Annotated in this window: 23 protein-coding genes; 12 read left to right on the forward strand and 11 right to left on the reverse strand. The window is 63.5% G+C overall.

The window, feature by feature from the left end; all coding sequences use genetic code 11:
- Positions 1-11: 11 nt before the first annotated feature.
- From MC269_RS06540 to MC269_RS06550, 3 genes are read right to left on the reverse strand one after another with little or no spacing between them, the layout of a single operon-like run.
- A complete protein-coding gene (locus MC269_RS06540) occupies positions 12-1,226 on the reverse strand; it encodes a cytochrome c (protein WP_239954518.1) in 1,215 nt (404 codons plus the stop codon).
- On the reverse strand, positions 1,223-2,986 hold the full coding sequence (locus MC269_RS06545) for a GMC family oxidoreductase (RefSeq protein ID WP_239954520.1): 1,764 nt from the start codon (positions 2,984-2,986) through the stop codon (positions 1,223-1,225). Before MC269_RS06545 ends, MC269_RS06540 begins: the two co-directional genes overlap by 4 nt.
- A complete protein-coding gene (locus tag MC269_RS06550; protein WP_239954521.1) occupies positions 2,983-3,735 on the reverse strand; it encodes a gluconate 2-dehydrogenase subunit 3 family protein in 753 nt (250 codons plus the stop codon). Before MC269_RS06550 ends, MC269_RS06545 begins: the two co-directional genes overlap by 4 nt.
- A 207-nt stretch (positions 3,736-3,942) precedes the next feature.
- Here MC269_RS06550 and MC269_RS06555 point away from each other — a divergent pair, with 207 nt between their 5' ends.
- Positions 3,943-5,001: an FUSC family protein gene (locus MC269_RS06555; protein ID WP_174580905.1), complete on the forward strand. Its 1,059-nt coding sequence runs from the start codon at positions 3,943-3,945 to the stop codon at positions 4,999-5,001.
- A 161-nt stretch (positions 5,002-5,162) separates the two neighbouring features.
- Positions 5,163-5,483 carry a PTS system regulator TmaR gene (gene tmaR / locus MC269_RS06560; protein ID WP_033791495.1) on the forward strand — a complete coding sequence of 107 codons (321 nt, stop codon included), beginning with the start codon at positions 5,163-5,165 and terminating at the stop codon, positions 5,481-5,483.
- A gap of 119 nt (positions 5,484-5,602) precedes the next feature.
- Here tmaR and MC269_RS06565 read toward each other — a convergent pair whose 3' ends face one another.
- Genes MC269_RS06565 through MC269_RS06575 form a run of 3 tightly spaced genes read right to left on the reverse strand, consistent with a single transcriptional unit; the run spans position 5,603 to position 7,197 of the window.
- Positions 5,603-5,866: a DUF2442 domain-containing protein gene (locus tag MC269_RS06565; RefSeq protein ID WP_081139935.1), complete on the reverse strand. Its 264-nt coding sequence runs from the start codon at positions 5,864-5,866 to the stop codon at positions 5,603-5,605.
- Complete coding sequence (locus MC269_RS06570) at positions 5,847-6,083, reverse strand: DUF4160 domain-containing protein (RefSeq protein ID WP_081139937.1); 237 nt, start codon at positions 6,081-6,083, stop codon at positions 5,847-5,849. Before MC269_RS06570 ends, MC269_RS06565 begins: the two co-directional genes overlap by 20 nt.
- Before the next feature lie 52 nt (positions 6,084-6,135).
- A complete protein-coding gene (locus MC269_RS06575) occupies positions 6,136-7,197 on the reverse strand; it encodes a LacI family DNA-binding transcriptional regulator (RefSeq protein ID WP_239954522.1) in 1,062 nt (353 codons plus the stop codon).
- Positions 7,198-7,292: 95 nt separating this feature from the next.
- Here MC269_RS06575 and MC269_RS06580 point away from each other — a divergent pair, with 95 nt between their 5' ends.
- Entirely contained in the window at positions 7,293-8,072 is a 780-nt protein-coding gene (locus tag MC269_RS06580) for a YdcF family protein (protein WP_239954523.1), read from the forward strand.
- Here the strand turns inward: MC269_RS06580 and MC269_RS06585 are convergent.
- A complete protein-coding gene (locus MC269_RS06585) occupies positions 8,069-8,980 on the reverse strand; it encodes a ketopantoate reductase family protein (protein WP_239954524.1) in 912 nt (303 codons plus the stop codon). The two genes, MC269_RS06580 and MC269_RS06585, sit on opposite strands and share 4 nt — an antisense overlap.
- A gap of 73 nt (positions 8,981-9,053) precedes the next feature.
- Entirely contained in the window at positions 9,054-9,359 is a 306-nt protein-coding gene (locus tag MC269_RS06590; protein WP_239954525.1) for a helix-turn-helix transcriptional regulator, read from the reverse strand.
- Between the two features lie 141 nt (positions 9,360-9,500).
- Here MC269_RS06590 and fusA point away from each other — a divergent pair, with 141 nt between their 5' ends.
- From fusA to MC269_RS06630, 8 genes are all read left to right on the forward strand, one after another.
- Positions 9,501-11,597, forward strand: coding sequence for an elongation factor G (gene fusA / locus MC269_RS06595; protein WP_239954526.1), 2,097 nt, complete (start codon positions 9,501-9,503; stop codon positions 11,595-11,597).
- A 172-nt stretch (positions 11,598-11,769) separates the two neighbouring features.
- Positions 11,770-13,386 (forward strand): ABC transporter substrate-binding protein, encoded by a 1,617-nt coding sequence (locus tag MC269_RS06600; RefSeq protein ID WP_239954528.1) that lies wholly within the window; start codon positions 11,770-11,772, stop codon positions 13,384-13,386.
- A 159-nt stretch (positions 13,387-13,545) separates the two neighbouring features.
- Positions 13,546-14,070, forward strand: coding sequence for a GNAT family N-acetyltransferase (locus MC269_RS06605; RefSeq protein ID WP_239954530.1), 525 nt, complete (start codon positions 13,546-13,548; stop codon positions 14,068-14,070).
- A 39-nt stretch (positions 14,071-14,109) separates the two neighbouring features.
- On the forward strand, positions 14,110-15,723 hold the full coding sequence (locus MC269_RS06610) for an ABC transporter substrate-binding protein (RefSeq protein WP_239954531.1): 1,614 nt from the start codon (positions 14,110-14,112) through the stop codon (positions 15,721-15,723).
- Between the two features lie 12 nt (positions 15,724-15,735).
- Complete coding sequence (locus MC269_RS06615) at positions 15,736-16,725, forward strand: ABC transporter permease (protein WP_239954532.1); 990 nt, start codon at positions 15,736-15,738, stop codon at positions 16,723-16,725.
- A complete protein-coding gene (locus MC269_RS06620; protein WP_239954533.1) occupies positions 16,725-17,558 on the forward strand; it encodes an ABC transporter permease in 834 nt (277 codons plus the stop codon). The genes MC269_RS06615 and MC269_RS06620 overlap by 1 nt, the downstream gene beginning before the upstream one ends.
- Positions 17,555-19,156, forward strand: coding sequence for an ABC transporter ATP-binding protein (locus tag MC269_RS06625; RefSeq protein ID WP_239954534.1), 1,602 nt, complete (start codon positions 17,555-17,557; stop codon positions 19,154-19,156). The genes MC269_RS06620 and MC269_RS06625 overlap by 4 nt, the downstream gene beginning before the upstream one ends.
- Positions 19,157-19,167: 11 nt before the next feature.
- A complete protein-coding gene (locus tag MC269_RS06630) occupies positions 19,168-20,502 on the forward strand; it encodes an LLM class flavin-dependent oxidoreductase (protein WP_239954535.1) in 1,335 nt (444 codons plus the stop codon).
- Between the two features lies 1 nt (position 20,503).
- On the opposite strand, the gene MC269_RS06635 is transcribed toward MC269_RS06630, so the two are convergent.
- Positions 20,504-21,271 carry a phosphate/phosphite/phosphonate ABC transporter substrate-binding protein gene (locus MC269_RS06635; RefSeq protein ID WP_239954536.1) on the reverse strand — a complete coding sequence of 256 codons (768 nt, stop codon included), beginning with the start codon at positions 21,269-21,271 and terminating at the stop codon, positions 20,504-20,506.
- On the reverse strand, positions 21,168-22,226 hold the full coding sequence (locus MC269_RS06640) for a fatty acid desaturase (RefSeq protein ID WP_239954537.1): 1,059 nt from the start codon (positions 22,224-22,226) through the stop codon (positions 21,168-21,170). Before MC269_RS06640 ends, MC269_RS06635 begins: the two co-directional genes overlap by 104 nt.
- A gap of 210 nt (positions 22,227-22,436) precedes the next feature.
- Between MC269_RS06640 and MC269_RS06645 the strand changes: the two genes are divergently transcribed.
- Entirely contained in the window at positions 22,437-23,459 is a 1,023-nt protein-coding gene (locus tag MC269_RS06645) for an LLM class flavin-dependent oxidoreductase (RefSeq protein ID WP_239954539.1), read from the forward strand.
- Between the two features lie 33 nt (positions 23,460-23,492).
- On the opposite strand, the gene MC269_RS06650 is transcribed toward MC269_RS06645, so the two are convergent.
- On the reverse strand, positions 23,493-24,686 hold the full coding sequence (locus tag MC269_RS06650) for an MFS transporter (RefSeq protein WP_239954540.1): 1,194 nt from the start codon (positions 24,684-24,686) through the stop codon (positions 23,493-23,495).
- Positions 24,687-24,722 lie beyond the last annotated feature (36 nt).

Raw genomic sequence — 24,722 nt, forward strand, 5'->3', positions numbered from 1 at the left:
CGCCGTTCGCCTTACTTCAGCTCCTCCTTCACATCCTTAACGTCGCTGGCCGAGACCGGCGCGGCGGCGTTGCCCCAGCTGTTGCGCACGTAGGTCAGCACGGCGGCAATCTGCTCGTCATCCAGCACGCCGGCAAAGGCGGGCATGGCGGGCGCGGTCGGTCGCGCGTCAGTATCGACGCCGCGGCTGCCGGCGCTGACCACGCGGATCAGCGAGGTGGCGTTTGGCTGATTGATCAGCGGGTTGGACGCCAGCTGCGGGAAGATATTCTTCTCGCCGCGTCCGCCAGGGCTGTGGCAGGCGGAACACTTCGCTTCGTAAATCTGCGCGCCGAGCTTCATGCGATCGTCGCTGGCCGCCAGCGGCTGCGGCACGCTCTCGTCGTGGGTTTTCCCCTCTTTCAGGAAGGTCGCCACCGCGCGCAGATCCTCGTCGCGCCAGTGCTGCGTGGAATGGCGCACCGCGTCGGCCATCGGTCCGGAGGCGATAGCGTAGCGGTTCACGCCGGTGCGCAGATAGCTAACGATATCCTCTTGCGTCCATTTGCCCAGTCCGGTGTGGTTGTCCGCGCCGAGATTGGGCGCATACCAGCCCTCGACTTCGCTACCGCTGAGGAAGCGATCGCCTTTATCGCCGCCGAGAAAGTTTTTCGAGGTGTGACAGGTGCCGCAGTGGCCAAGACCCTGCACCAGGTAAGCGCCGCGGTTCCACTCCGCTGACTTTTTCGGGTCGGGCGTAAAGGTGCCCTTGTCGAAGTTAAGCCAGTTCCAGGCGATCAGGCTGGTGCGGATATTAAACGGAAAGGGCAGCTGGTTGGTCTCCACTTCATGGTGGATCGGCTGCAGCGTCTGTATCCACGCCCAGAGATCCTGCAGGTCCCGCTCCGACATTTTGGTATAGGCGGTGAAGGGCATCGCGCCATAGAGCCGTTTGCCGTTGTGACCGATGCCTTCGGTCATGGCGCGGCGGAAGTCGTCATAGCTCCAGTCGCCGATGCCGGTTTCGCGATCCGGCGTAATATTGGCGCCGGCCAGCACGCCGAACGGCGTATTAATTTTCACGCCGCCCGCGTAGGGCTGCTTCGCATCGGTGGTGTGGCAGGCGGTGCAGTCGCCGAGCGTGGCGAGATAGCTGCCGCGCGCGTACTGGTCATATTCCGGCTGCGCCTGGGCAGCCGCGCTCGCGGCAAGCAGCAGCGCGGCGGAGAGGAGATTCAGCGTTTTCATGCGGTGATCATCTCCCCTGGACGTTTCAGATACCATGTGCGGATCGCGTGCGCCGCCTTGAACGCCAGCGCGCCCACGGTGCCGGTCGGGTTATAGCCGGGGTTCTGCGGAAAGGCGGAGGCGCCCACCACAAACAGGTTCGGCACGTCCCACACCTGCAAATGTTTATTCACCGAGCTGGTGCTGGGATCGGCGCCCATCACAAAGCCGCCGACAACGTGCGAGGACTGATAGGGCACGCTGCTCCAGTGGCCAGTCATCGGTTTGACGATCATCTCGCGCGGGTTCATCGATTTGGCGATCTCCGCCACCTTGCCGGTGCAGTACTGCGCCATCTTCAGGTCATTCTGCGAGAAGTCGAAGGTAATGCGCAGCAGCGGGCGGCCGTGCGGATCCTTGTAGTTGGGATCGAGCGACAGGTAGTTGGTGCGCGTGGTGTAGCTGCTCGCCTCGCAGCCGATTGACATGGTGCTGAGATAGTTATCCTTCAGCGCGCGCTTCCATTTCGATCCCCACTTCGGCGTGCCGGGCGGCAGCGGGCGATAGCCGATAGGGGCGGAACCGATCGGCGTGACGCGAATACTGCCGCCGCCGAAAAAGCCGAGGCCGCTGTGGTCGAAGTTATCGTTGTTGAACTCATCAATGCCCATGCCAACCGCGCCGGCGCCGATAAAGGGATTAAAGTTCTTGTCGTCGAAAAACAGCGTCACGTTGTTGGCGGTCTGGTAGGCGTAGTTGCGGCCGGTGGTGCCCTTGTTAGTCACCGGATCGTAGGCCTCGCCGATTTGCGACAGCAGCATCAGCCGCACGTTCTCAAAGGTAAAAGCGGCGACGATCACCAGATCGGCCGGCTGTTCCCAGCTATCGCCCGACGAATCCACATAGGTGACGCCGGTCGCTTTTTTACCGCTAGCGTCGGTGAGCACCTCCAGCACTTCGCAGTTGGTGTAGGCGGTAAAGTTCTCTTTGCGCATCAGCGCGGGCAGCACGGTGGTAATGGCGCTCGCTTTGGAGTAGTTGGCGCAGCCGTAGTTGGTGCAGAAGCCGCAAAAAGTGCAGGGCCCCATGGTGACGCCGTAGGGGTTGGTGTAGGCCTCAGAGACCAGCGAAGAGGGCACCGGGAAGGGCTGATAGCCCATCTCTTTCGCCGCCTGGGCAAACAGCGTCGGGCCGTAGGGCTGACGCAGCGGTGGCGTCGGATAGTCGCCGCTGCGCGGCCCTTCGAACGGGTTGCCGCCGGCGCGCTTTTCGCCGTTAAGATTGCCCGCGTAGCCGGAAGTGCCCGCCACGCGCTCGAACTGCATATAGTGCGGCTCCATCTCTTCCCACGTGGTGCCCCAGTCCTGCAACGTCAGCTCGCCGGGCATCGCGTCGGCGCCGTAGCGCTCGGTGAGATAGCTCTTCAGCTGGAACTCGTGCGGCTGAAAGCGGAAGGTAATGCCCGCCCAGTGGTTGCCCGCGCCACCGGTGCCGTTGCCGGGGTGAAAGGATCCCCAGGTGCGCATTGGCAGCGCGGTCTGCGATGGGTTATTGCGCATGGTGCAGGTGTTCTGGCGCGTGCGCAGCATCAGCTCTTCGCGCATCACATAGCGCAGCTCGTCGGTGACGGTGCCGATATTGAAATCGCGCGCGGTGTCGCGCCACGGGCCGCGCTCGATGCCGATCACCTCCAGCCCCTCGTCGGCCAGCTCATTGGCGATAATCGATCCCGCCCAGCCGAGGCCGATCACCACGACATCCGTTTTGGGTAACTTTTTCATGGCTTATCCTTGGCTTTCCACTGGGCGATGCTGATGGGTTCGAGATGCAGATCTTCGTTATGGCGCTCGATGTAGGGGCGATAGTCGTAGCGTGCGCCGGGGAAGCCCAGCATCTTCCACGACGCCATCTCGCGATTGCCGCCGTAAATGGGATCGGCAAAAAAGCCCTCCATGGTGTTGTTGAGCACCTCGATAAACAGCGACTGGGCGTCAAAGCCCTCGAAATGCACCTTGCCCGCTTCCATCGCGGCCAGCAGCGCGTCCTGCTGCTGTGGGGTCAGCTCTTTGAAGCGTTTTTGCGAGGTCTGCTGGACGTAGCGGTCGAGCGCGGCCAGGCCCTGACGGTAGCGCTGCTGCGGCACCAGCGGAGACTGATCGCCCTGTTCGACGGTGCCTTTCTGGAACGGGCCTTCCATATAAATGCGCTCGAAGGTGCCGTAAAAGCCGTGCAGCTGGCGATCGATAAACTGCGCGCAGCCCGCCTCTTTGCCGCCCACACTCAGCTCGTCGGCGGGGATCAGGCGATCGACAATCGCTTCCATGGTTTCCGCTTCCTGCGGCGTGAAAAAGAGCCAGCCGGGCTGACCAAAGGTTTCAGGGGGGTTATCGGAGAAGGGCGTCCAGCCGGGCGAACCTTGCAGAGAGACGGCGTCGGCCGCGCGAGTAACCGTGGCGGCTACGCCTAACGTAGACCAGGTCAGCACCTGCCGTCGCGTCACGCCCGGCAGGGTTTTGGCTCTTTTTTTCATGTTGCTTCCTTTGATCGTGTTATCAAATAAACGAAAAGAGAAGATGTGGTTAGTTTGTTGTTTTGGTTATTTTGATTGCTTGTAAAGCGAGTGTTGATAATTGTAAGAAGGTGTCAAAACTGTATTGAAATGTAGAAGCGGCAGTAAGCCTTAGCAACGTCATGGGATAAAATAACGCACTTTATGATCCTCAGCCGGAAAGCCACCTTGCGTCCTGATAAGCCCATATCGAATATTGAGTTTTGGTTCTATCGCCACTACCGCAGCGTGCATGGCGTGCGCATCGCCATCGCCTTTTTACTCACCTTTCTGCTGGTACGGCTGACCGGCATTCCAGAGGGCACCTGGCCGCTGATTACGCTGGTGGTGGTGATGGGGCCGATCTCCACCTGGGGCAACGTGTTTCCGCGCGCCATCCAGCGCATTTGCGGCACCTTTGCCGGCTCCATCTCCGGGCTGATCGCCCTCAAGCTGGAGCTGATGTCGCTGCCGGTGATGCTGGCGTGGTGCGGCGTGGTGATGATGGTGTGCGGCTACCTGACGCTGGGGAAACATCCCTATATGGCGCTGCTGATCGGCATTACGCTCAGCGTGGTGGTGGGCGCGCCGGCGGGTGACTTCACCGTGGCGCTGTGGCGCGGCGGCGACGTTATTCTCGGCTCGCTGCTGGCGCTGCTGTTCAGCGCAATCTGGGCGCAGCGCGCCTACACCCACTGGCGCATCCAGCTGTCGGATTCGCTGGCGGAAATCGCCAAGATTTATCACGCCGGCTTCTCGCCTAACCTGATTGAGAAGCCGCGCCTGAAGAAGCCGATTGGCAAGCTGCTCACCAGCGTGGTGAAAATGCGCGCGCTGCTGGTGCCGGCCAGTAAAGAGACGCGCATCCCGAAATCGGTGTTTGAAGCGATTCAGACCATCAACCGCAATATGGTGAACACGGTGGAGATGCAGATCGAAGCCTGGTGGGCCTCGCGCGAAACCCATTTGATCCTGCTGAACGCGCCGACGCTGCGCCGCACCCAGCAGATGACCGAAAAGACGCTGCGGGCGCTCTCGGTGCTGGCGCTGCGCGGCGAAACCGACGAGGTGGTGGCCAACAGCCATGAGCTGACGGAGATTACCCGCGAGCTAAAGCAGCTGATCGCCGATGCGGGCAGCGAGCGGCTGGAGGAGGCGCCGATCTATGGCTATGTCTGGCTGAGCCTCGAGCTGGCGAAGCAGCTGGAGCGTATGACCGATCTCATCCGCCTGGCGCTGCGCAAATAATCACCAGGGACAATGACTTAATGCGAAAGGCGCATTCTTTGCGCTAAGATAAGCGCCAGTCCGATTTTAGCGGCGACAATTGTCGCCACGGCTGGCGAACCGCTAAGCTGAAGGTTATGACTCTACTCCCTGCGCAAGCAGGCCCAAAAAAAGGTGCCACCATGGAAAATGCCAAGCAATCATTTCAGGACGTACTGGAGTTTGTGCGTATGTTCCGTCGCAAAAACAAACTGCAGCGTGAAATCACGGATAACGAAAAGAAAATTCGTGATAACCAGAAGCGTGTTCTGCTGCTGGACAACCTGAGCGAGTACATCAAACCCGGCATGAGCATCGAAGCGATTCAGGAAATCATCGCCTCAATGCGTTCCGACTACGAAGATCGTGTGGATGAATACATCATTAAAAACGCCGATCTGTCGAAAGAGCGTCGCGACCTGTCGAAAAAACTGAAATCAATGGGCGAGCCGAAAGCGCAGTAACTGGCCGTACAGAAGACAAATTCATTTTCATAGCGTAAAAAACCGCAGCTTTTTAAGTCTGCGGTTTTTTTATCTGCACTTCGTCCCGAGGAAGGGTACGACTACGGAGAAAATCAGCGTCATTGTCCTGTTAATATTCCCTTTGCGCCACGCAGTAGGCCCTCTGTACTCAGGTCTTCATCAAGATCGGGCCAGTGAATGCCGTAGCCTGCGCCACACAGTTCCCATTTCTGACGCTGTTCAGGCGTGCCGGCAGCCAGACGCGGGTACCATGCAACCGGCACGGAGATAGTGCGCCCATCCATCAGATCGACAGTCAGACGGTCATCATCTATATGAACTTCCATGACGCGGATATCGTTTTCACTTTGTAAAATAAGCATTCCAGGCCTCCTGAAGATGATTCTGGTTCTCTTTCACCAGGCGCTGAAGTTCACGCAGCTCATGCGAAGCAAAACCCACACTGCGCGCCACGCTCAAGTCATGCAACCATATTTTAGCCGTTGCATTCTCCTTATCAACGTGGATGTGCGCGGGTTCGTTAGGTTCATGACTGTAGAAATAGAAGCGGTACGCACCAATTCTGAGAACGGTCGGCATGTTTATCTCCCTGACAAACAGTGTGAACAGAATATACGCTTTTACTCCACCCTCAGCGATGCTGCAACTGACGCGCAATCTGCTGTAGCTGCTGCGCCAGCGCCGCCAGGTCGGGCGCTTCGCCGCCCGGCGCGGCGGTGGTTGCGCGCTGCACCAGCGCCGGCTCCAGCGCCCGCTGCGGCGGTGCCTCATCCTGCAGCCGCGCCAGCAGCGTCTCGACGCACGTCTCGCCCAGCGCCTGCAGATCCTGACGCACCGTGGTGAGCGGCGGCTGATACCAGGCGCTTTCAGCGGTATCGTCATAGCCGACGATCGATATCTGCGCCGGGATCGCCACGCCGTGCTGGTGCAGCGCGCGCATCGCGCCCAGCGCCATCTGATCGTTCGCCACCAGCAGCGCCTGCGGCAGGCGATCCGGCAGCTGCTGCAGCATCGCCTGATAGCCGGACTGTGCGCTCCAGTCGCCCTGCAGCACGCAGCAGGGCGTCAGCTGATGCGCCGCCAGCGCCGCGCGCCAGGCCGCTTCCCGCAGCCGTGCTGAGATCGCCTGCGCCGGGCCGTTCAGCAGGCCGATCTGGCGATGTCCCAGCGCCACGAGGTGCTCAACCGCCGCCCGCGCGCCGCGCGCGTTGGAGTACTGACACTGCGCCACCTTTGCCTCAGGGTCGACATCCATAAAAATCACCGGCTTGTCGCCGCACAGCGTCTGGATCTGCTCCGCCTCTTCGACGGCCAGCGGCAGGTTGATCATCAGCGCATCCACGCGCTGCGCCAGCAGTTCGTTGACGGTGTCGGCGGCGCTGTGCTGGCCGCGCATGGCGATCACCAGATGGTAGCCGGCACGGCTGGCGCGCTGCTGGATCGCCGAGGCAATCTGCGCCGGCGCCATCAGCGCCAGATCGCTGGTGGCGAGGCCGAGGGTGCGCGTCGCTTTGCCCGCCAGTTGCTGCGCCACGCGGTTTGGCACATAGTTGAGCTGCTGCATCGCCGCTTCCACCTTCGCGCGCGTGCGCGGCGACACCTGCGGCGAGTGGTTAAGCACGCGAGAAACGGTCTGATAGGAGACGCCCGCCAGGCGGGCGACGTCGTCGAGGGTAATAGCGCGGGAAGTCATGGAATTCTCCACAGAACAGAGGCGGGCAGTGTAGCAAAATTTCATCGTCGCAGGGCGTTCCGTCGCGCCCGCGCGTCATCCGACACGGAGGAAACATGCAGCTTACCCCGCAGGCTATTCAGGATCTTAATCTTATCGCCGCCTGGCTGGCGCTGGACGAGATGCCCGTTGAGGGCGACATTGATGCGGATATGGCGATCCTCGCCGGCCATGCGGTGCTGCCGAACATCGAGGGTGCGGTGGCGCTGGCAAAACGCTTCGGGCTGCCCTTGCTGCTCAGCGGCGGCATCGGCCACGCCACCGGCGCGCTGGCGCAGGCGATGGCGCTGCATCCGCTCTATCGCGATATCGACACGCGCGGCAACAGCGAGGCGCAGATGCTGGCGGCTATCGCCAGGGTTTTCGGCGGCATCGACGAGGATCAGCTGCTGCTGGAAGGGGAGTCGCGCCACTCTGGCGAGAATGCCGCCTTTAGCCAGCGCCTGCTCGATGCGCAGCACCTGCGGCCGCAGCGCGTGGTGCTGATCCAGGACCCGCTGCTGCAGCGCCGCGCCGACGCCACCTTTCGCTGGCAGTGGCGCCACCGCGACGACGCGCCGCTGTTTATCAACTGGCCGGTGTTTACGCCGGTGGTGATACTTGACGGCGGCATGGCGCGCGTGACCGGCGCGCCGCCGCAGGGGCTCTGGTCGCTGGAGCGCTTCGTGCAGCTGTTGATGGGCGAAGTTGAGCGCCTGCGCAACGATGAAAAAGGCTACGGGCCGCGCGGCGCCGGATTTTTCGGCGAGGTAGAGATGCCCGACGCGGTAGACGCCGCCTGGCATCGTCTGATGCAGCTGCCCGCCGTGCAGGCGCGGCTGGCGGCGCGGCGTTAACGTCCCTTGAGATAGACCTGCAGATTGACATTCACCGCGTTAAGCAGCGGCACGCTGACGCCGTTGCGCCGCGCGCGCTGCACCAGATCGCCGATCACCTGTTCCGCTTCGATATCAAAGCCCTGGGTTAAATCGCGGTACATCGACGAGGTCATCGGCGTGGCGGGGTTGCTCAGCAGCGCGAAAATTTTCGCCGTCACCGCCGGGCGCGGCTGGTAGCCGTCGGCAGTAATCGTCGCCAGCACCTCGCTGAAGAGGGCGTGCAGCAGCGCCTCGCCGCCCTCGGCGGTCAGCGCCTGCTGCGTATCGCCGCGCGTCAGGCAGCAGAAGGCGCCGAGCGTGCTCAGCAGCAGCCACTTCTCCCAGAGTTCGCTGATGATATTGTCGCTAAAAAAGGTCTCGACGCGGGCGGCGCGCAGCGCTTCATCGACACGCTGCAGCCGCGCGTCGTTGCGGCCATCCAGCGCGCCGTAGTAGATCTGGTGCAGCGGCGTCATCTGCACCACCTCGCCCTGTTCGCCCAGCGTGGCGTTGATCTTCACCAGCCCGCCGATCACCTTATCGCCGAAGCGCTCGCGCAGCGTATCGATATGGCGCATGCCGTTGAGGATCGGCAGGATCAGCGTCTGCTCGCCGACGGCGGGCGCAATGTCCTCTATCGCCTGCGCCAGACCAAAGCTTTTCACCGTCAGAATGATCAGGTCGTACGCGCCGCGCAGCGATCCCGCCTGCGCCAGCTGCGGCTGCAGCTTCTCCACTCCCTGCGGCGTGCGCAGCACCAGCCCGTGCTGCTGTAACTGCTGAAAACGACGCTCGCGCACCAGAAAGGTAACGTCGCGTCCCGCCTGCGCCAGACGCGCGCCAAAATATCCGCCGGTGGCCCCGGCGCCTGCGATAAGAATGCGCATGATCGATTTTTCCCTTAACAGTTGAGGCTGATACCTTAAAACCTGGCGGCGGCGGTTGCCAGCGTCGCGTCGCTCAGCGCTGCGTCGCCGCCGTCAGCAGCGCGTCCAGCAGGCCGGGAAAGCGCTGATCCAGGCAGTCGCGCCGCAGCGAAATCAGATTCTCCCGCCCCACGGGCCGCTGCCAGATCACGCCGCTGTCGCGCAGCACGCGCCAGTGATGCGTCATGGTCGATTTGGCGATCTCGCCGCGCAGCGCGTTGCAGCTCTGCTCGCCGCGCTCTGCCAGCGACTGGAGAATGGCGAGGCGAAGCGGATTGCCCAGCGCGAACAGCACGTTTTCCAGTTTGATTTCGTGCGGCTGCGGATGATTTTCCAGCATGGTTTTCCTGCTCTACGATCTATGCATTGCGCAATTATAGCTCAATCTGTTCGTATTTAATCGTACAGTGGGCGTAAGCTGCTCACCGACGGCGCGCAATCCTGTGCGCCGCGCCACAAGTCAACCGACTAAGGACGCATCATGCCCCGAACCCTTCCCGTTGAGCGTTACCGCAATATCGGCATCTCCGCGCATATCGATGCCGGTAAAACCACCACCACTGAGCGCATCCTGTTTTACACCGGGATGAGCCATAAGCTGGGTGAAGTGCACGATGGCGCCGCAACGACCGACTGGATGGCGCAGGAGCAGGAGCGCGGCATCACCATTACCTCGGCGGCGGTCAGCTGCTTCTGGCCCGGCATGGACGGCAGCTTCGCGCCGCACCGCATCAATATTATCGACACGCCCGGCCACGTTGACTTCACCATTGAGGTCGAGCGCTCAATGCGCGTGCTGGACGGCGCGGTGATGGTCTATGACGCCGTCGGCGGCGTTCAGCCGCAGTCGGAGACGGTGTGGCGTCAGGCCAATAAATACCATGTGCCGCGCCTGGCCTTCGTCAACAAAATGGACCGGCAGGGCGCGGACTTCTTTCGCGTGGTGCAGATGATGAAAGATCGTCTAGGCGCCAACCCGGTGCCGATCGTCCTGCCCATCGGCGCGGAAGAGCACTTCAGCGGCGTGGTCGATCTGCTGAAGATGCAGGCGATTTACTGGGACGAGGCGTCGCAGGGCATGACCTTCAGCTACGCGCCGATCCCCGACGCGCTGCTGGACGAGGCGAACGCCTGGCGGGAAAAAATGGTCGCGGCGGCGGCGGAAGCGAGTGATGAACTGATGGAAGCCTGGCTGGAGAGCGGCGATCTGGCGCACGACCAGATTATCGCCGGCCTGCGCCAGCGCACGCTGCGCAACGAGATCCAGCCGATGCTGTGCGGCAGCGCCTTTAAGAACAAGGGCGTGCAGCGCATGCTTGACGCGGTGGTGGAGCTGATGCCGTCACCGGCGGATATTCCCGCCATCAAAGGCGTGGATGAAAACGGCAACGAGGCGGAGCGGCATCCGGGCGATGACGAGCCTTTCTCGGCGCTGGCGTTCAAGCTAATGAGCGATCCCTTTGTCGGCCAGCTCACCTTTGTGCGCGTCTATTCCGGCGTGCTGCGCAAAGGCGACAGCGTCTGGAACGCGGTGAAGGGCAAGAAAGAGCGCATTGGCCGCATCGTGCAGATGCACGCCAACGCGCGCCATGAGATCGAAGAGATCCGCGCCGGAGATATCGCCGCCTGCGTCGGGCTGAAAGAGGTGACGACCGGGGAAACCCTGTGCGATCCCAGCGCCATTATCACCCTGGAGCGCATGGAGTTCCCGGAGCCGGTGATCTCGCTCTCTATCGAGCCGAAAACCAAAGGCGATCAGGAGAAGATGAGCCTCGCGCTGCAGCGGCTGGCGGCAGAAGATCCCTCGTTCCGGCTGCACACCGACGAGGAGTCGGGCCAGGCGATTATCTCCGGCATGGGCGAGCTGCATCTGGAGATCATCGTTGACCGCCTGAAGCGCGAATTCGGCGTCGAGGCAAATATCGGTCGACCGCAGGTGACCTACCGCGAGACGCTGCGCAAAGCGGCGCGCGACGTCGAAGGCAAATTTGTGCGCCAGTCCGGCGGCAAAGGACAGTATGGCCACGTGGTGCTGACGCTGGAGCCGCTGGCGCCGGGCGGCGGCTTTGTGTTCGAAGACGCCACCAAAGGCGGCGTGGTGCCGCGCGAATATATTCCGTCGGTGGAGAAGGGCATCCGCGAGGCGCTCAATACCGGCGTCATTGCCGGCTATCCCATTGTCGATGTGAAGGCGACGCTGACCTTCGGCTCCTATCACGACGTCGACTCCTCGGAGATGGCGTTCCGCATGGCGGCCATTCTCGGCTTCCGCGCGGCGGCGAAGCTGGCCGAGCCGGTGCTGCTGGAGCCGGTGATGAAGGTGGAAGTGGAGTCGCCGGAAGAGTACGCGGGCGGCATTATGGGCGATCTCTCGTCGCGTCGCGGACAGGTGCAGGGCATGGATGAGCACTTCGGCGGCCGCATCATCCGCGCCGAAGTGCCGCTGGCGGAGATGTTCGGCTACTCCACCGCGCTGCGCTCCCTGACGCAGGGGCGCGCCACCTACAGCATGGAGTTCGCCCACTACGCGCAGGCGCCGCGTCAGGTGGCCGACGCGGTGGTGGCGGCGCGTCACTGAGTTTTCCGCCGCGGATGGCAGGGACGCCATCCTTCTCTATTCCCGCCTGACGTCAAACCATTGTCACTATTCTCGTTTTACTTCCTCTTTTCCCCCGTTTAATCATTTCGCGGCTCGACTCTTTTGCGCGCGCCGTGGGCGCGCGCCTTTCCTCTCTGCGGACAAGGACACTATGAACGCACATTCTCTGCACCGCGCGCTGGGCGCGATCTGCCTGCTGGGCCACGTCGCCGCCGTCTCCGCCGCCGAAACGCCGCGATCGGGCGGCAGCTTCACCGTCGGCGTCGAAACCGAACCCAACACCTTCAATCCCCAGCTTAACGGGCAGGCAAAAGCTGACGTGACGCTGCGCAACGTCTGGGAGTCGCTGCTGGCGCGTCAGCCCGACGGCAGCTTTGTTCCCTGGCTGGCGGAGCGCTACGAGGCGAGCCCGGACGGCTCCCGCTACCGTTTTACGCTGCGCCGCGACGTTTTCTTCTCCAACGGCGAGAAGCTGGACGCGAACGCCGTTGCGGAAAACTTTCGCCATACCCAGGATGCCGGATACTGCGCCGGATCCAGCCTGTGCATGATGGGCGCGCGCATCAGCCGCATCGAAACGCCCGATGACGCCACCGTCATCATTACCCTGAAACAGGGCTATACGCCGTTTCTGTCGTTTGCCGCCGCGCTGGAGATCCTCGCGCCCGCCAGCTGGCACTCGGCGCAGCTCAAGTCGGGCGGCAAAGAGATCGCCGGCACCGGCCCCTTTATTCTCGACAGCTATGAAAAAGGGCAGCAGGTCACTTTTATCAGGAACCCGAACTACCGCTGGGCGCCCGCCACGGCGAAACATCAGGGACCGGCGTATCTTGAGCGCGTTACCTACCGCTTTCTGCCGGAATCCTCGGTGCGCACCGGCGCGCTGCTCTCCGGCCAGCTGGACGCCATTGAAGGCATCTCCGGCAACGATGCGGGCGAGTTTAAAGAGAACGGCGACTTCACCTACCAGCACGCGCTGAACACCGGCACGCCGTACTCGCTCTATCTCAACGTCGACTACGGCCCGACCCAGGATCGGCGCGTGCGCCAGGCGATCGTGCAGGGGCTGCACATCGACCCGATCCTGCAGTCGGTCTATCGCGGCGAACGCACCCGCGGCTGGGGTATCACCTCGCCGGTGGAACCGCTGTATGACAAGGCGCTGGAGGGCAAATATGGCAACCAGCCGGAGGCGGCCAACCGGCTGCTGGATGAGGCGGGCTGGACCGCGCGCGACGCTGACGGCTTCCGCAGCAAAAACGGCCAGCGGCTAACCATTGAGGTGATCCAGGCGCAGGCGACGGTGCGCGACCAGCGCGACGTGCTGCTGCAGGCGATTCAGGCGCAGGCGCGCCAGCGGCTCGGCATCGATTTCAGGCTGCGCTACGTCGATTCGGGCACCTACAGCGCGGTGCGCAACAGCGGCCAGTTTGGCGCCATCGCCAACTCCAACACCGAAACCGACGGCATCGATATTGAAAATCACTATCGGCCCATCAGCCAGGGCGGGGCGATTAACTACAGCCGCGTCAACGATGAGCAGATTAACGCGCTGCTGGATAAAGCCGCCAGCACGCTGGATGTCGCGCAGCGGCGTCAGGACTACAGCGAACTGCAAAACCGCGCCCTGATCCAGCTGGCGCTGGCGGTGCCGCTCTATCAGCCGGAGGATCAAATCGCCGCCGCGCGCTACGTACACGGCTACGGTTTTCGCAGCTTTAAGCAGATGCCGGAAAATGCCTACGACGTCTGGCTGAGCGATCGTTAATTTCACTATTTGTTCTGTCGATATGCGCCTGACGCGGTTATTGCTGCGTCAGGCTGTTATGGATTCCCGTATTCGAAAAAACGATTGTCATTATTGTTGTTTTACATTTAGCACGCCGAATTTTAATAATTTCCCGGTGATTAACCCAGGAATAAAAATATGAGTCAGTCTGTTGAGGTGGCAAAACCCGAAGATGCGGAAGAGATTTTCGCCCTGCTGCAGCGCGCCTACGCCTCGCTGCTGGCGCAGGATATCCATTTCACCATTACGCAGGGCAATATAGCGCAGGTGCGTCAGACCATAGAGCGAGAAACGGTGCTGGTGCTGCGTAAATGGAAGCGGGCGGTGGCGACGGTCACGGTGCGCTTCAGCTGGACGCCGGAGCCGAACGCGCCGTCGCAGCTGCCCTTTATTCACTGGTTCGCCGTCGATCCCGATTTTAAAGGCCAGGGGTATGGCCGTGAAATTATCAGCTGGGCGGAAGATCATTTATTAAAGGAGACGCTAAAAGCGCCGGGCGTGTATCTGGCGACGGCGATAAAACATCCGTGGCTCAGCGAATTATATCAGCGCCGCGGCTATCAGCCTTTTTATCATCGCACCAACCCATTAGGCGAAGCGCTGGTTTTTATGAAAAAGGAATTTACCCCTGCTGCCGCCTCGCCATTAGCACGCTCGGCCTGATTCACAAAATAAAACACACCTGCTTCTTATAAGGATAATATGAAAAAGTCGTTTACCCTTGCGCTGGGTTTCACCTCTCTGTTGGCAAGCGCATCACCTTTGCTGGCCGCTGACGCACCGCGCAGCGGCGGCACGCTGACGGTCGGCGTCGAGACCGAACCCACCACCTTTAACCCGCAGCTGAATGGTCAGGATAAAGCGGAAATCACCCTGCGCAATTTCTGGGAGTCGCTGCTGGCGCGCCGTCCCGACGGCAGCTTTGTTCCCTGGCTGGCGGAAAGCTATCACATCAGCCCGGACGGCAAAACCCTGCGCTTCTCCCTGCGCCGCGACGTCACCTTCTCCAACGGCGAAAAGCTAAACGCCAACGCGGTGGCGGAAAACTTTCGCCATACCCAGGACGCGAAGTATTGTGCGGGCACCAGCCTCTGCCTGATGGGCACCCATATCGCCAGCATCGAGACGCCAGACGACGCCACGGTGGTGATCAACCTTAACGCCACCTATGCGCCGTTCCTGTCGTTCGCCGCCGGTTTGCAAATTCTCGCGCCCGCCAGCTGGCAGTCGGCGCAGCTCAAGTCGGGCGGCAAGGAGATTGCCGGCACCGGGCCCTTTATTCTCGACAGCTATGAGAAAGGGCAGCAGGTGACCTTTGTCCGCAACCCGAACTACCGCTGGGCGCCCGCCACGGCGAAACATCAGGGCCCGGCGTATCTCGATCGCGTCACCTACCGTTTTTTGCCGGAGTCCTCGGTGCGCACCGGCGCGCTGCTCTCCGGCCAGGTGGACGCCATTGAGGGCATCTCCGGTAACGACGCAGGCGAGTTTAAAGACAACGACGACTTCACCTACCAGCACGCGCTGAACACCGGCACGCCCTACTCGCTGTTCCTCAACGTCGACTATGGCCCGACCCAGGATGTGCGCGTGCGCCAGGCGCTGCTGCAGGGTCTGGCGATCGATCCGCTGCTGAAATCGGTCTATCGCGGCGAGCGCACCCGCGCGTGGGGCATTACCTCGCCGGTCGATCCGCTCTATAACAAGGCGCTGGAAGGCGAGTATGGCAACCAGCCAGAGGCCGCCAACAAACTGCTGGACGAGGCGGGCTGGAGCGCGCGCGACGGCGACGGCTTCCGCACCAAAAATGGCCAGCGGCTGCGCATTGAGCTGATCCAGGCGCAGGCCACGGTGCGCGACCAGCGTGACGTGCTGCTGCAGGCGATTCAGGCGCAGGCGCGCCAGCGGCTCGGCGTCGATCTTAAGCTGAACTACGTCGACTCTGGCACCTACACCGAGGTGCGTGCCAGCGGCAAGTTCGGCACCATCGCCAACTCCAACACGCCCACCGACGGCGTGGATATCGAAAACCACTACCGACCCATTAAGCAGGGCGGCGCCATCAACTACAGCCGCGTCAATGACGACCAGATCAATGCGCTGCTGGACAAGGCCGCCGGCACGCTGGATATCGCCCAGCGTCGCCAGGCCTACAGCGATCTGCAAAAGCGCGCGCTGACCGACCTGGCGCTGGCGCTGCCGCTCTACGAGCCGGAAGACCAGCTCGCCACTGCGCGCTATGTGCACGGCTACGGCTTCCGCAGCTACAAACAGATGCCGGAGAGCGCTTACGACGTCTGGCTCGATGAACATTAACAGGAGGCGAGGATGAGTCTGGAGAGCATCGCAACCCGCGCGCCGCGTAAGCCCGCGCCATCGCTGTGGCGCCACGCGCTGGCGCGGCGTATTGCCGGCCGGCTGGGCGGCGGCGTGCTGGTGCTGTGGGCCGCCGTGACGCTGGCGTTTCTCGGCGTGCATCTGGCGCCGGGGGATATCGTCAGCCTGCTGATCGGCGAACAGGTGCGCACGCCCGCCATCGAGGCAGCGATCCGCGCCGAATGGGGGCTGAACGAGCCGCTGTGGCTGCAGTATCTGCACTATCTCTGGCGCGTGCTGCACGGCGATTTCGGCCGCTCCTACATCCTGAATACCGAGGTGAGCCATCTGCTGGCGAGGCAGCTGTGGCCCACCATCAAGCTGACGCTGGCGGCGCTGCTGGTGAGCGTGCTGTTCGCCGTCGCGGTGGCCGTTGCCACCGCGCATCGCCGCTGGGGCCGACGCGTGGCCAACGCGCTGGAGCTGCTGCTCGCCTCGACGCCGTCGTTCTGGATGGGCATCGTGCTGCTGTTTCTCTTTAGCTTCACGCTGCGCTGGTTCCCGGTGGCGGGCGACCGCACGCTCTCCGCGCTGGTGCTGCCCGCGCTGGCGCTGGGTCTGGCGCAGGGCGCGGTGATTGCGCAGCTGCTGCGGCGCGAGCTGGAGCGCGCGCTGGAGGCGCCCTTTACCCTGACGCTGCGCGCCTGGGGCGTCGGTGAAACCACCATCCGCCTGCGCCACGCGCTGCGCCATGCCGCGTTGCCTGCGGTAACGCTCACCGGCTGGCTGGTGGGCGGTCTGCTGAGCGGCGCGGTGATCACCGAGCAGGTCTTTGGCCGTCCCGGCCTCGGCAAGCTGACGGTGGACGCGGTGCTGGCGAAGGATCTGCCGGTGGTGCTGGCGGTGGCGATCTTATCGGCGCTGATCTACGTGGTGATGAGCACGCTGGTGGATATTCTGGCGCTGTGGATCGATCCGCGCCTGCGTGGGGAGCCGCAATAATGCAAGCGATTCTGCAACGCGTTTCCTTCTCGCTGCCTGCCGCGGTGTGGGCCGCGATCCTCTTTCTGTTTCTGGTGCTGCTGGCGGTGGTTGCGCCGCAGTGGCTGGCGCCCGGCGATCCGCTGCTGGCCGATCCGCTCAACGCCCAGCTGGCGCCCTCGGCGCAGCACTGGCTCGGCACCGATCAGCTGGGACGCGATCTGCTGACCCGCGTGATTTACGGCAGCCGCTACTCGCTGCTAATCAGCGTGGCGGCCATGACGCTGGCGGTGCTGTTCGGCACGCTGCTCGGGCTGGTCGCGGCGCTGGCGCGCGGCATGATTGACGAGCTGCTGAGCCGCGCGGTCGACGTCATCTCCGCCTTTCCCGACCTGCTGCTGGCGCTGATGCTGATCGCCTTTACCGGGCCCGGCACCACGAATCTGATTATCGCGCTGGGCGTGGCGTCGGTGCCGCGCTTCGCCCGCGTAGTGCGTGCGCAGACTTACCGCGTCATGACCTCTGGCTATGTCGAGCAGGCGCGCACCTTTGGCCTGTCGCGCGCCACGCTGATCCTGCGTCATATTCTGCCGCACGCCCTTGCGCAGGTGCCGGCGCTGGCGACGCTCGGGCTGGGCACCGCCATTATCGGCACCGCCGGGCTGAGCTTTCTCGGCATGGGGCCACAGCCGCCAACCGCAGAGTGGGGGCTGATGCTGGCGGAAGGGCGCAACTATCTGCGCAACGCCTGGTGGATCGCGGTCTGGCCTGGGGTGTTTATCACCCTGACGGTGATTGCGGTCAACACGCTGGGCCGCTACTGGCAGGCGCGTTTTGAAGGAGGCGAAGCATGAAGCCGGTGATCGATATTCTCAATCTCTCTATCCGCTTTGGGCCGCACTATGTGGTGAAAAATCTCGATTTGCAGGTGCAGCCGGGCGAGTCGGTGGCGCTGGTGGGCGAGTCCGGCTCCGGCAAAACCCTGACGGCGCGCAGCCTGCTCGGGCTGCTGCCCGACGGCGCCACCCTGAGCGCCGATCGCTTCGTCATTGACGGCCACGATATGCGCCACGCCGGGCGCGAAGCGTGGCGCGCACTGCGCGGCCGGCGCATCGGCTATGTGTTGCAGGACGCGCTGGTGTCGCTCGATCCGCTGCGGCGCATCGGTCAGCAGCTGGCGGACGCGCTGAGCGCCGCTGGCGCGCGCGGCAGTCTGCAGGCGAAAAGCATTGCGCTGCTGCAGGCGGCGGGGATCCCCGACGCGGAAAACCGCCTGGCGCGCTATCCGCATCAGCTTTCCGGCGGCCAGCGCCAGCGCGCCCTGATCGCCGCCGCGCTGGCGGCCAGCCCGGCGCTGCTGATCGCCGATGAGCCGACCACGGCGCTCGATATGACGGTGCAGCAGCAAATTTTACAGCTGCTGGCGCAGCGCCGCCGCGACGGCCACGCGCTGCTGCTGATCAGCCACGACCTGGCGGTGGTTTCGGAACTGGCGGATCGCGTGCTGGTGATGCGCGACGGCGAGGTGGTGGAGCAGGGTAATAGCGCTCCGCTGCTGGCGCGGCCGCAGCATCCCTGGACGCAGCGCCTGCTGCGCGCGGTGCCGACCCCCGCCACGCGCGGCCTGCGCCTGAGCGCCGCCGAGCCGACGCCGCTGCCGCCGCGCCCGCAGCCCGGCAACGCGCCGCTGCTGGAGGCGATCGGGCTGAATAAGGCCTACGGCGATCGCCAGGTGCTGAACAATATTCATTTCCGCCTGCATCCGGGCGAAACCCTCGGCGTGGTGGGCGAATCCGGCTCCGGCAAAACCTCGCTGGTGAAAGTGGTGATGGGGCTGACCGAGCCGGACAGCGGCACGCTGCTGCTGGAGGGCAGCCGCTGGGATCGCCTTCACGAGAAGGCGCGCCGCGCGCGTCGAGCGCTCCTGCAGCTGATCGCCCAGGATCCCTTTAGCTCTTTCGATCCGCGCTACACGGTGGAAAAGATTATTGGCGAGAGCCTCGACAGCGCGGGCATTTTTGGCGATGCGCGCCGCCAGCGCGTGCGCCAGCTGCTGGACGAAGTGCAGCTCGGCGATCGCTTTCTCCATCGCTATCCGCAGCAGCTTTCCGGCGGCCAGCGCCAGCGCGTCGCCATCGCGCGCGCCTTTGCGCCCAATCCGGCGCTGCTGGTAGCGGACGAACCGGTGAGCGCGCTCGACGTCTCAGTGCAGGCGCAGGTGCTGGATCTGCTGGCCGACATGCAGGCAGAGCACGGCACCGCGCTGCTGTTTATTTCCCACGATCTCGGCGTCATCCAGCACCTCGCCGACCGCGTGCTGGTGATGCAAAACGGCCAGGTGGTGGAGAGCGGCGATCTGCGTCAGGTGTTCGACGCGCCGCAGCATCCCTGGACGCAAAAACTGTTACAGGCCCTGCCGGCGCTTCCCGCCTGGCGGCCTGCCGTCGCATAAAGGAGAACAGCATGAGTCAGACACAACGCCAGCTGCGGCTGGGAGCCATAATTCAGGGCGCCTCCGGCAATATGTCCGCCTGGCGTCATCCCGATGCGGTGGCCGACGCCAGCATCAACGTCGATTACGTGCTGGATCTGGCGCGCAAGGCGGAGCAGGCGAAGATCGACTTTCTGTTTGTCGCCGACGGCCTCTATATTACGCCGCAGTCGATCCCCCATTTTCTCAATCGCTTTGAGCCGGTGACGCTGCTCTCGGCGCTGTCGCTGGTGACGAAAAACATCGGGCTGGTGGCGACGCTTTCCACCTCCTACAGCGAGCCTTTTACCGTGGCGCGCCAGTTCGCCAGCCTCGATCACCTGAGCGGCGGTCGCGTTGGCTGGAACGTGGTGACCTCGCCGCTGGAGGGATCGGCGAAAAACTTTTCCCGCGCCAGCCATCCGGAGCATGACGAGCGCTATCGCGTCGCCAGTGAATATCTTGAGGTGGTGAAAGGGCTGTGGGACTCGTGGGAGGCGGACGCCTTTGTGCGCGACAAGGCGAGCGGCCAGTTCTTCGACGCCGACAAGCTGCACACGCTCAACCATAAAGGCAAATACTTCTCGGTGCAGGGGCCGCTTAACGTTGGCCGTTCGCCGCAGGGCCGTCCGGTGGTGTTTCAGGCGGGCGCGTCGGAGGCGGGCAAAGCCTTCGCCGCCGAAGCCGCCGACGCGATATATACCCGGCAGGAGACGCCAGCGCTGGCGCGCGAATTCCGCGAGGATGTGCGCCGTCGGCTGGTGGCGCGCGGCCGCCACGCCGATGATATTCGCGTCTTTCAGGGCATCAGCGTGATTATCGGCAGCAGCGAGGCTGACGCCGAGCGCCGCTATCAGCAGACCGCCGAGCTGGTGACGCTCGACAAGGCGCTGGAGTATCTGGGCCGCTACTTTGAGCATCACGACTTCAGCCAGTACGATGCCGACGCGCCGTTCCCGGCGATCGGCGACCTCGGCGAAAACAGCTTCCGCAGCACCACCGACGCCATCAAGCGCAACGCGCGCGAGCGCGGCCTGACGCTGCGCCAGGCGGCGCTGGAAGAGGCGACGCCGCGTCCGACCTTCCTCGGCACGGCGCAGCAGGTGGCGGACGGCTTAGCGGAGTGGTTTCTCAGCGGCGCGGCGGACGGTTTCGTGGTGCGCGGCGGCACGCCGACCGCCTTCGACGACTTTGTCGATCAGGTGATCCCGCTGCTGCAGGCGCGCGGCATCTATCGTCAGGCGTATGAAGGCGAGACGCTGCGTGAAAATCTTGGCCTCGTCGAGCCGGAGAACCAGTTCGCCAGGCGTCGCCAGCAGGTGGCCTGAGCTACAGGGCCGTCACGCCGAGCGCGGCGGCCTGCTGCTCCCAGCGAACAATCTCCTGATACGCCTCGCGCGTCGGCACGGTAAAGCCGGTAATAAAACTGGCGCGCGCCGCTTTCTCTTTTGCCAGCCGGGCTAATTCATCACGCAGCGTCGCCAGCGTCTGCGCGTCCGTCTGCGCCGCGGTAATCAGCGGCGGCGCGGGGCAGAGCGGGGTTTCGCCGATAATCGCCAGGCCCGCCAGCTCCTGCGCGGCGTGACGCCGCAGCAGCGCCCAGGTCACACAGTCAATCGCCGCAATATCGGCCTTCCCGGCGCGCAGATCCGCCAGCGACTGGCGATGGCTGCCGCTCAGCGTCGTGGCGCTAAAAAAGCGGCCATCCTGCGCCAGCGGCGCGATCAGGTAGCGCAGCGCGTTGTAGCCAGAGTGGGAATCGAGGCTGTTGGCCACCGCGCGGCGGCCGCGAAAATCCGCCAGCGCGCGATCCTCATCCTCCGCCCGCGCCACCAGCCAGCTGCGGTAGCGTGCACCGTCACAGCCCGGCGCGCTAAGGGTAAAGGCGCCGACCAGCTGCACCTCTGGCAGCTGCGTCATCAGCGGGTAGCCGCAGGTCTGGCTCAGCAGCAGATCGCTGGCGTGCCAGTGTTTAAGCAGATCCTCTGGCCACTCAACATCCGCCTGTAATCGCTGCGCCAGCTTTGCGCTCAGCGCCTGGGTGTTGGGGTGGTGAATGTCGTACATCGGTAACGCAAGGCGCTTCATGCTCTGCATCCTGTTGCCAGCCCGGATGGGCGTTAACGTTCACGGGGCGGGTCGAGAAGCGCCGCCACCATTCGCCGTAGCCCGCCGCGCGAAAGCCGCGGTTGCGCTGGTGATAGTCGTCGCGCCACAGCAGATAGACCCTGCGCAGACCATACCACGGCAGGCCGGGTAGGTCGTGATGCACCGCGTGATAGTTAAGATTAAGAAACAGCAGGCGCCACGCCCAGCCCGCCTCGTTATTCACCGAGCGCGCCAGCGGATCGGCAGCGGCGCGGTGTTCGTAAAAAGAGCGCACCTTGGTCAGCATCAGCGCGGGATAGCTCACCGCCAGCACAAACCACAGCGGCGAAAAGCCCTGGCGCGCCATCAGGAAAAACAGCCCCGCCAGCAGCAGCAGATGGATCACCCACATGGCGATAGCGCGCCCTTCGCCCCGACAGAACGCCAGCAGCAGCGACCGCAGCGTGGCGGCGATATCCAGCAGCGGCCCCAGCAGCAGCCGACCGGGAAAGGTGTTGCGCAGGTGGATCGCCCGGCGCTGCCACGGACGCAGCCGCGCCCAGCGCGCCGGCGACAGGTAGTAGGTTTCTGGATCCTCGTCGGGATCGGTCAGGCTGTGGTTGCGGTGGTGCGCCAGATGTGAATCGCGGTAAAGCCCGTAGGGATACCACACCGCCAGCGGCAGCGTGCCGAACAGCTGGTTGAGCCGCGGGAAGCGCGTCGGATGGCCGTGGATCAGCTCATGCTGCAGCGACAGATACCAGCAGGTAAAAAGGATCAGCAGCAGGGTAGCGGGCCACAGCCCCAGCGTTCGCCAGTGCGCCAGCGTGGCGAACCAGCCGCCGTAGATGGTGGCCATCAGCAGCCAGGTGGGCAGCTCGCTGCGCCACAGCCAGCTCTTACGCCAGCGATGAATGTGCGCGCGCTGCTGCGCGTCGAGATACGCAGACGATCCTCTTGTCATGGCAACCTGCCGAGTGTGATGAAATTCAGCACAACATGCGTGAAGGCGATGAAAAAGAGAAAGATCTTCTCTCTCTTACTTATGTCGAAAATCTTGATGATACGGTTGAAAACTATTGGCTATCAGTCGAGCGACGGCTGACGTAACCTTTGCCTATCGACTCTTCTCTCTCACGCCGGGGCACAGGCTGCCCGCGCAAGGAACTGAATCATGAAAAATATTGGCTTCTTATCTTTCGGTCACTGGACCCCTTCTTCACAGTCCGCCACCCGCTCTGCGCAGGATGTGCTGCTGCAGTCTATCGACCTGGCGGTCGCGGCTGAAGAGCTGGGCGCGGACGGCGCCTACTTCCGCGTGCACCACTTTGCGCGTCAGCTCAGCTCGCCGTTCCCGCTGCTGGCGGCGGTCGGCGCGCGCACCAGCAAAATTGAGATCGGCACCGGCGTAATCGATATGCGCTATGAGAATCCGCTCTACATGGCGGAAGACGCCGGCGCGGCGGACCTGATCAGCAACGGCCGCCTGCAGCTCGGCATCAGCCGCGGCTCGCCGGAGCAGGTGGTGGAAGGCTATCGCTACTTCGGCTATGCGCCGCAGGAGGGCGAAACCGACGCCGATATGGGCCGTCGCCACACGGAAGCGTTTTTAGAGGTGCTGCGCGGCGAAGGCTTCGCTAAGCCGAATCCACAGCCGATGTTCCCGAACCCGCCGGGCCTGCTGCGCCTTGAGCCGTTCTCAGAGGGGCTGCGCGAGCGCATCTGGTGGGGATCCGGCTCCAACGCCACGGCGGAGTGGGCGGCAAAAATGGGCATGAACCTGCAAAGCTCAACGCTGAAAGATGACGAAACCGGCGAGCCGTTCCACGTGCAGCAGGCGAAGCAGATCCGCGCCTACCGCGAAGCCTGGAAAGCGGCGGGGCACAAGCGCGAGCCGCGCGTCTCGGTGAGCCGCAGCATCTTTGCACTGGTGAACGATATGGACCGCGCCTACTTCGGCCGCAGCGGCCAGGAGCAGGATTCCGTTGGCTTCCTCGACGAGAAAACGCGCGCCATTTTCGGCCGCAGCTATGCGGCAGAGCCGGAGGCGTTGATCAAGCAGCTGGCGCAGGATGAGGCAATCGCTGAGGCGGACACGCTGCTGCTGACGGTGCCGAACCAGCTCGGCGTCGCCTATAACGTGCACGTGATCGAAGCGATTCTGAAATATGTCGCGCCGGAATTAGGCTGGCGCTAAGCGTGAAAACGGCGGCCTAGGCCGCCGTTTTTTTTAGCCTGTCTGCTGCGCCAGCGCTTTTCGACCCTCTGCCGCGCCGGCGCAGAACAGCGCCGCCACCACCAGCGCCAGCACCGGCAGCATCGCCATGCGCAGCCCGGCGTGTTCGCCGATAAAGCCGAGTCCCGGCGGCCCCACCAGAAACGCCAGATAGCCCAGCGTTGCCGCGATGGTGACGCGGATCGCGCTGTTGTGGCCGTCGCCCGCCGCCGACACCGTGAGCGGAAAGCCGAGCGCCGCGCCGACGCCCCAGAACAGCACGGCGGCCGCCGCCAGCCACGGATTATCGGAGAAGATAACCAGCAGCAGGCCGAACGCGGCGGAGAAGGCGCTGACGCGCAGCATCCAGACGCGGCCGATGCGGTCCACCACATAGCCGCCCAAAAAGCGGCCCAGCGTCATGCCGGCGGTGAACCCGGCATAAACCAGCGTGCCCTGGGTGTGATTCAGGTTATGTCCGTCGATCATCAGCAGCGGCAGCCAGTCGTTGGCGGAGCCTTCCGCCAGCGCCATCGCTAAAATCACCACGCCGAGGATCAGCAGCTGGCGATCGCGCAGCTCATGGCGCACCTGCGACAGAAAGCCGCCGCCGTGCGCCTGTTCGCTGCGCTCGCCGTCGCTGGTCGCAGGCAGATGGCGCAGCGCCACGGCGACAATCAGCAGGTTGGCCAGCAGCACCGCGGCAAAATGGACGCTGGTGCTTATCATCGTCGCGGTCATCAACAGGCCGGCCAGCGCGCCCGCCAGCGTCCCGAGGCTGAAAAAGCCGTGAATGGTGGTCATGATGGAGCGGCCCAGCGCCCGTTCGAACGCGGCGCCCTCGACGTTGATCACTACGTCGATCAGCGCCGTGCCGCAGCCAAGCAGCAGCAGGCTGGCAAAAACGCCCCACGCGGTGGCGAACGCCAGTCCGAGCGCCATCAGCACCAGCCCGCTCAGCAGCAGCGCGATGCCGTAGCGCATTACGCGCCGCGTGCCGAGCTGGGCAATGAGCTTGCCAGCCAGCAGCACGCCGAGCATCGACCCGCAGGAGAAGCCGAACAGGATCATGCCCATCAGCTCGGTGGAGGCGTGCAGGGTGTCGCGCATAAACGGCGTGCGGCTGACCCAGGAGGCCCAGGTAAAGCCGGGAATAAACATCAGGCCGAAGATGGCCCACTTGCCACGGGATTGCTGTTGAGGCGTCATCACGACTCCTGTTTGTGGTACGGATGTACAGGAGAA

This window comes from Pantoea sp. Z09 (genome assembly GCF_022394795.1).
GTDB classification, from domain to species: domain Bacteria; phylum Pseudomonadota; class Gammaproteobacteria; order Enterobacterales; family Enterobacteriaceae; genus Pantoea; species Pantoea latae.

What these genes read in the sequence shown, in the direction of transcription:
- MC269_RS06545 (WP_239954520.1), bottom strand. Translation starts at nt 2,986, where the DNA reads ATGAAAAAGTTACCCAAAACGGATGTCGTGGTGATCGGCCTCGGCTGG.
- MC269_RS06625 (WP_239954534.1), top strand. Translation starts at nt 17,555, where the DNA reads ATGAAGCCGGTGATCGATATTCTCAATCTCTCTATCCGCTTTGGGCCG.
- MC269_RS06605 (WP_239954530.1), top strand. Translation starts at nt 13,546, where the DNA reads ATGAGTCAGTCTGTTGAGGTGGCAAAACCCGAAGATGCGGAAGAGATT.
- MC269_RS06645 (WP_239954539.1), top strand. Translation starts at nt 22,437, where the DNA reads ATGAAAAATATTGGCTTCTTATCTTTCGGTCACTGGACCCCTTCTTCA.
- fusA (WP_239954526.1), top strand. Translation starts at nt 9,501, where the DNA reads ATGCCCCGAACCCTTCCCGTTGAGCGTTACCGCAATATCGGCATCTCC.
- MC269_RS06640 (WP_239954537.1), bottom strand. Translation starts at nt 22,226, where the DNA reads ATGACAAGAGGATCGTCTGCGTATCTCGACGCGCAGCAGCGCGCGCAC.
- MC269_RS06570 (WP_081139937.1), bottom strand. Translation starts at nt 6,083, where the DNA reads ATGCCGACCGTTCTCAGAATTGGTGCGTACCGCTTCTATTTCTACAGT.
- MC269_RS06580 (WP_239954523.1), top strand. Translation starts at nt 7,293, where the DNA reads ATGCAGCTTACCCCGCAGGCTATTCAGGATCTTAATCTTATCGCCGCC.
- MC269_RS06610 (WP_239954531.1), top strand. Translation starts at nt 14,110, where the DNA reads ATGAAAAAGTCGTTTACCCTTGCGCTGGGTTTCACCTCTCTGTTGGCA.
- MC269_RS06565 (WP_081139935.1), bottom strand. Translation starts at nt 5,866, where the DNA reads ATGCTTATTTTACAAAGTGAAAACGATATCCGCGTCATGGAAGTTCAT.
- MC269_RS06600 (WP_239954528.1), top strand. Translation starts at nt 11,770, where the DNA reads ATGAACGCACATTCTCTGCACCGCGCGCTGGGCGCGATCTGCCTGCTG.
- MC269_RS06575 (WP_239954522.1), bottom strand. Translation starts at nt 7,197, where the DNA reads ATGACTTCCCGCGCTATTACCCTCGACGACGTCGCCCGCCTGGCGGGC.
- MC269_RS06615 (WP_239954532.1), top strand. Translation starts at nt 15,736, where the DNA reads ATGAGTCTGGAGAGCATCGCAACCCGCGCGCCGCGTAAGCCCGCGCCA.
- MC269_RS06590 (WP_239954525.1), bottom strand. Translation starts at nt 9,359, where the DNA reads ATGCTGGAAAATCATCCGCAGCCGCACGAAATCAAACTGGAAAACGTG.
- MC269_RS06550 (WP_239954521.1), bottom strand. Translation starts at nt 3,735, where the DNA reads ATGAAAAAAAGAGCCAAAACCCTGCCGGGCGTGACGCGACGGCAGGTG.
- MC269_RS06650 (WP_239954540.1), bottom strand. Translation starts at nt 24,686, where the DNA reads ATGACGCCTCAACAGCAATCCCGTGGCAAGTGGGCCATCTTCGGCCTG.
- MC269_RS06540 (WP_239954518.1), bottom strand. Translation starts at nt 1,226, where the DNA reads ATGAAAACGCTGAATCTCCTCTCCGCCGCGCTGCTGCTTGCCGCGAGC.
- MC269_RS06620 (WP_239954533.1), top strand. Translation starts at nt 16,725, where the DNA reads ATGCAAGCGATTCTGCAACGCGTTTCCTTCTCGCTGCCTGCCGCGGTG.
- MC269_RS06585 (WP_239954524.1), bottom strand. Translation starts at nt 8,980, where the DNA reads ATGCGCATTCTTATCGCAGGCGCCGGGGCCACCGGCGGATATTTTGGC.
- MC269_RS06635 (WP_239954536.1), bottom strand. Translation starts at nt 21,271, where the DNA reads ATGCAGAGCATGAAGCGCCTTGCGTTACCGATGTACGACATTCACCAC.
- tmaR (WP_033791495.1), top strand. Translation starts at nt 5,163, where the DNA reads ATGGAAAATGCCAAGCAATCATTTCAGGACGTACTGGAGTTTGTGCGT.
- MC269_RS06630 (WP_239954535.1), top strand. Translation starts at nt 19,168, where the DNA reads ATGAGTCAGACACAACGCCAGCTGCGGCTGGGAGCCATAATTCAGGGC.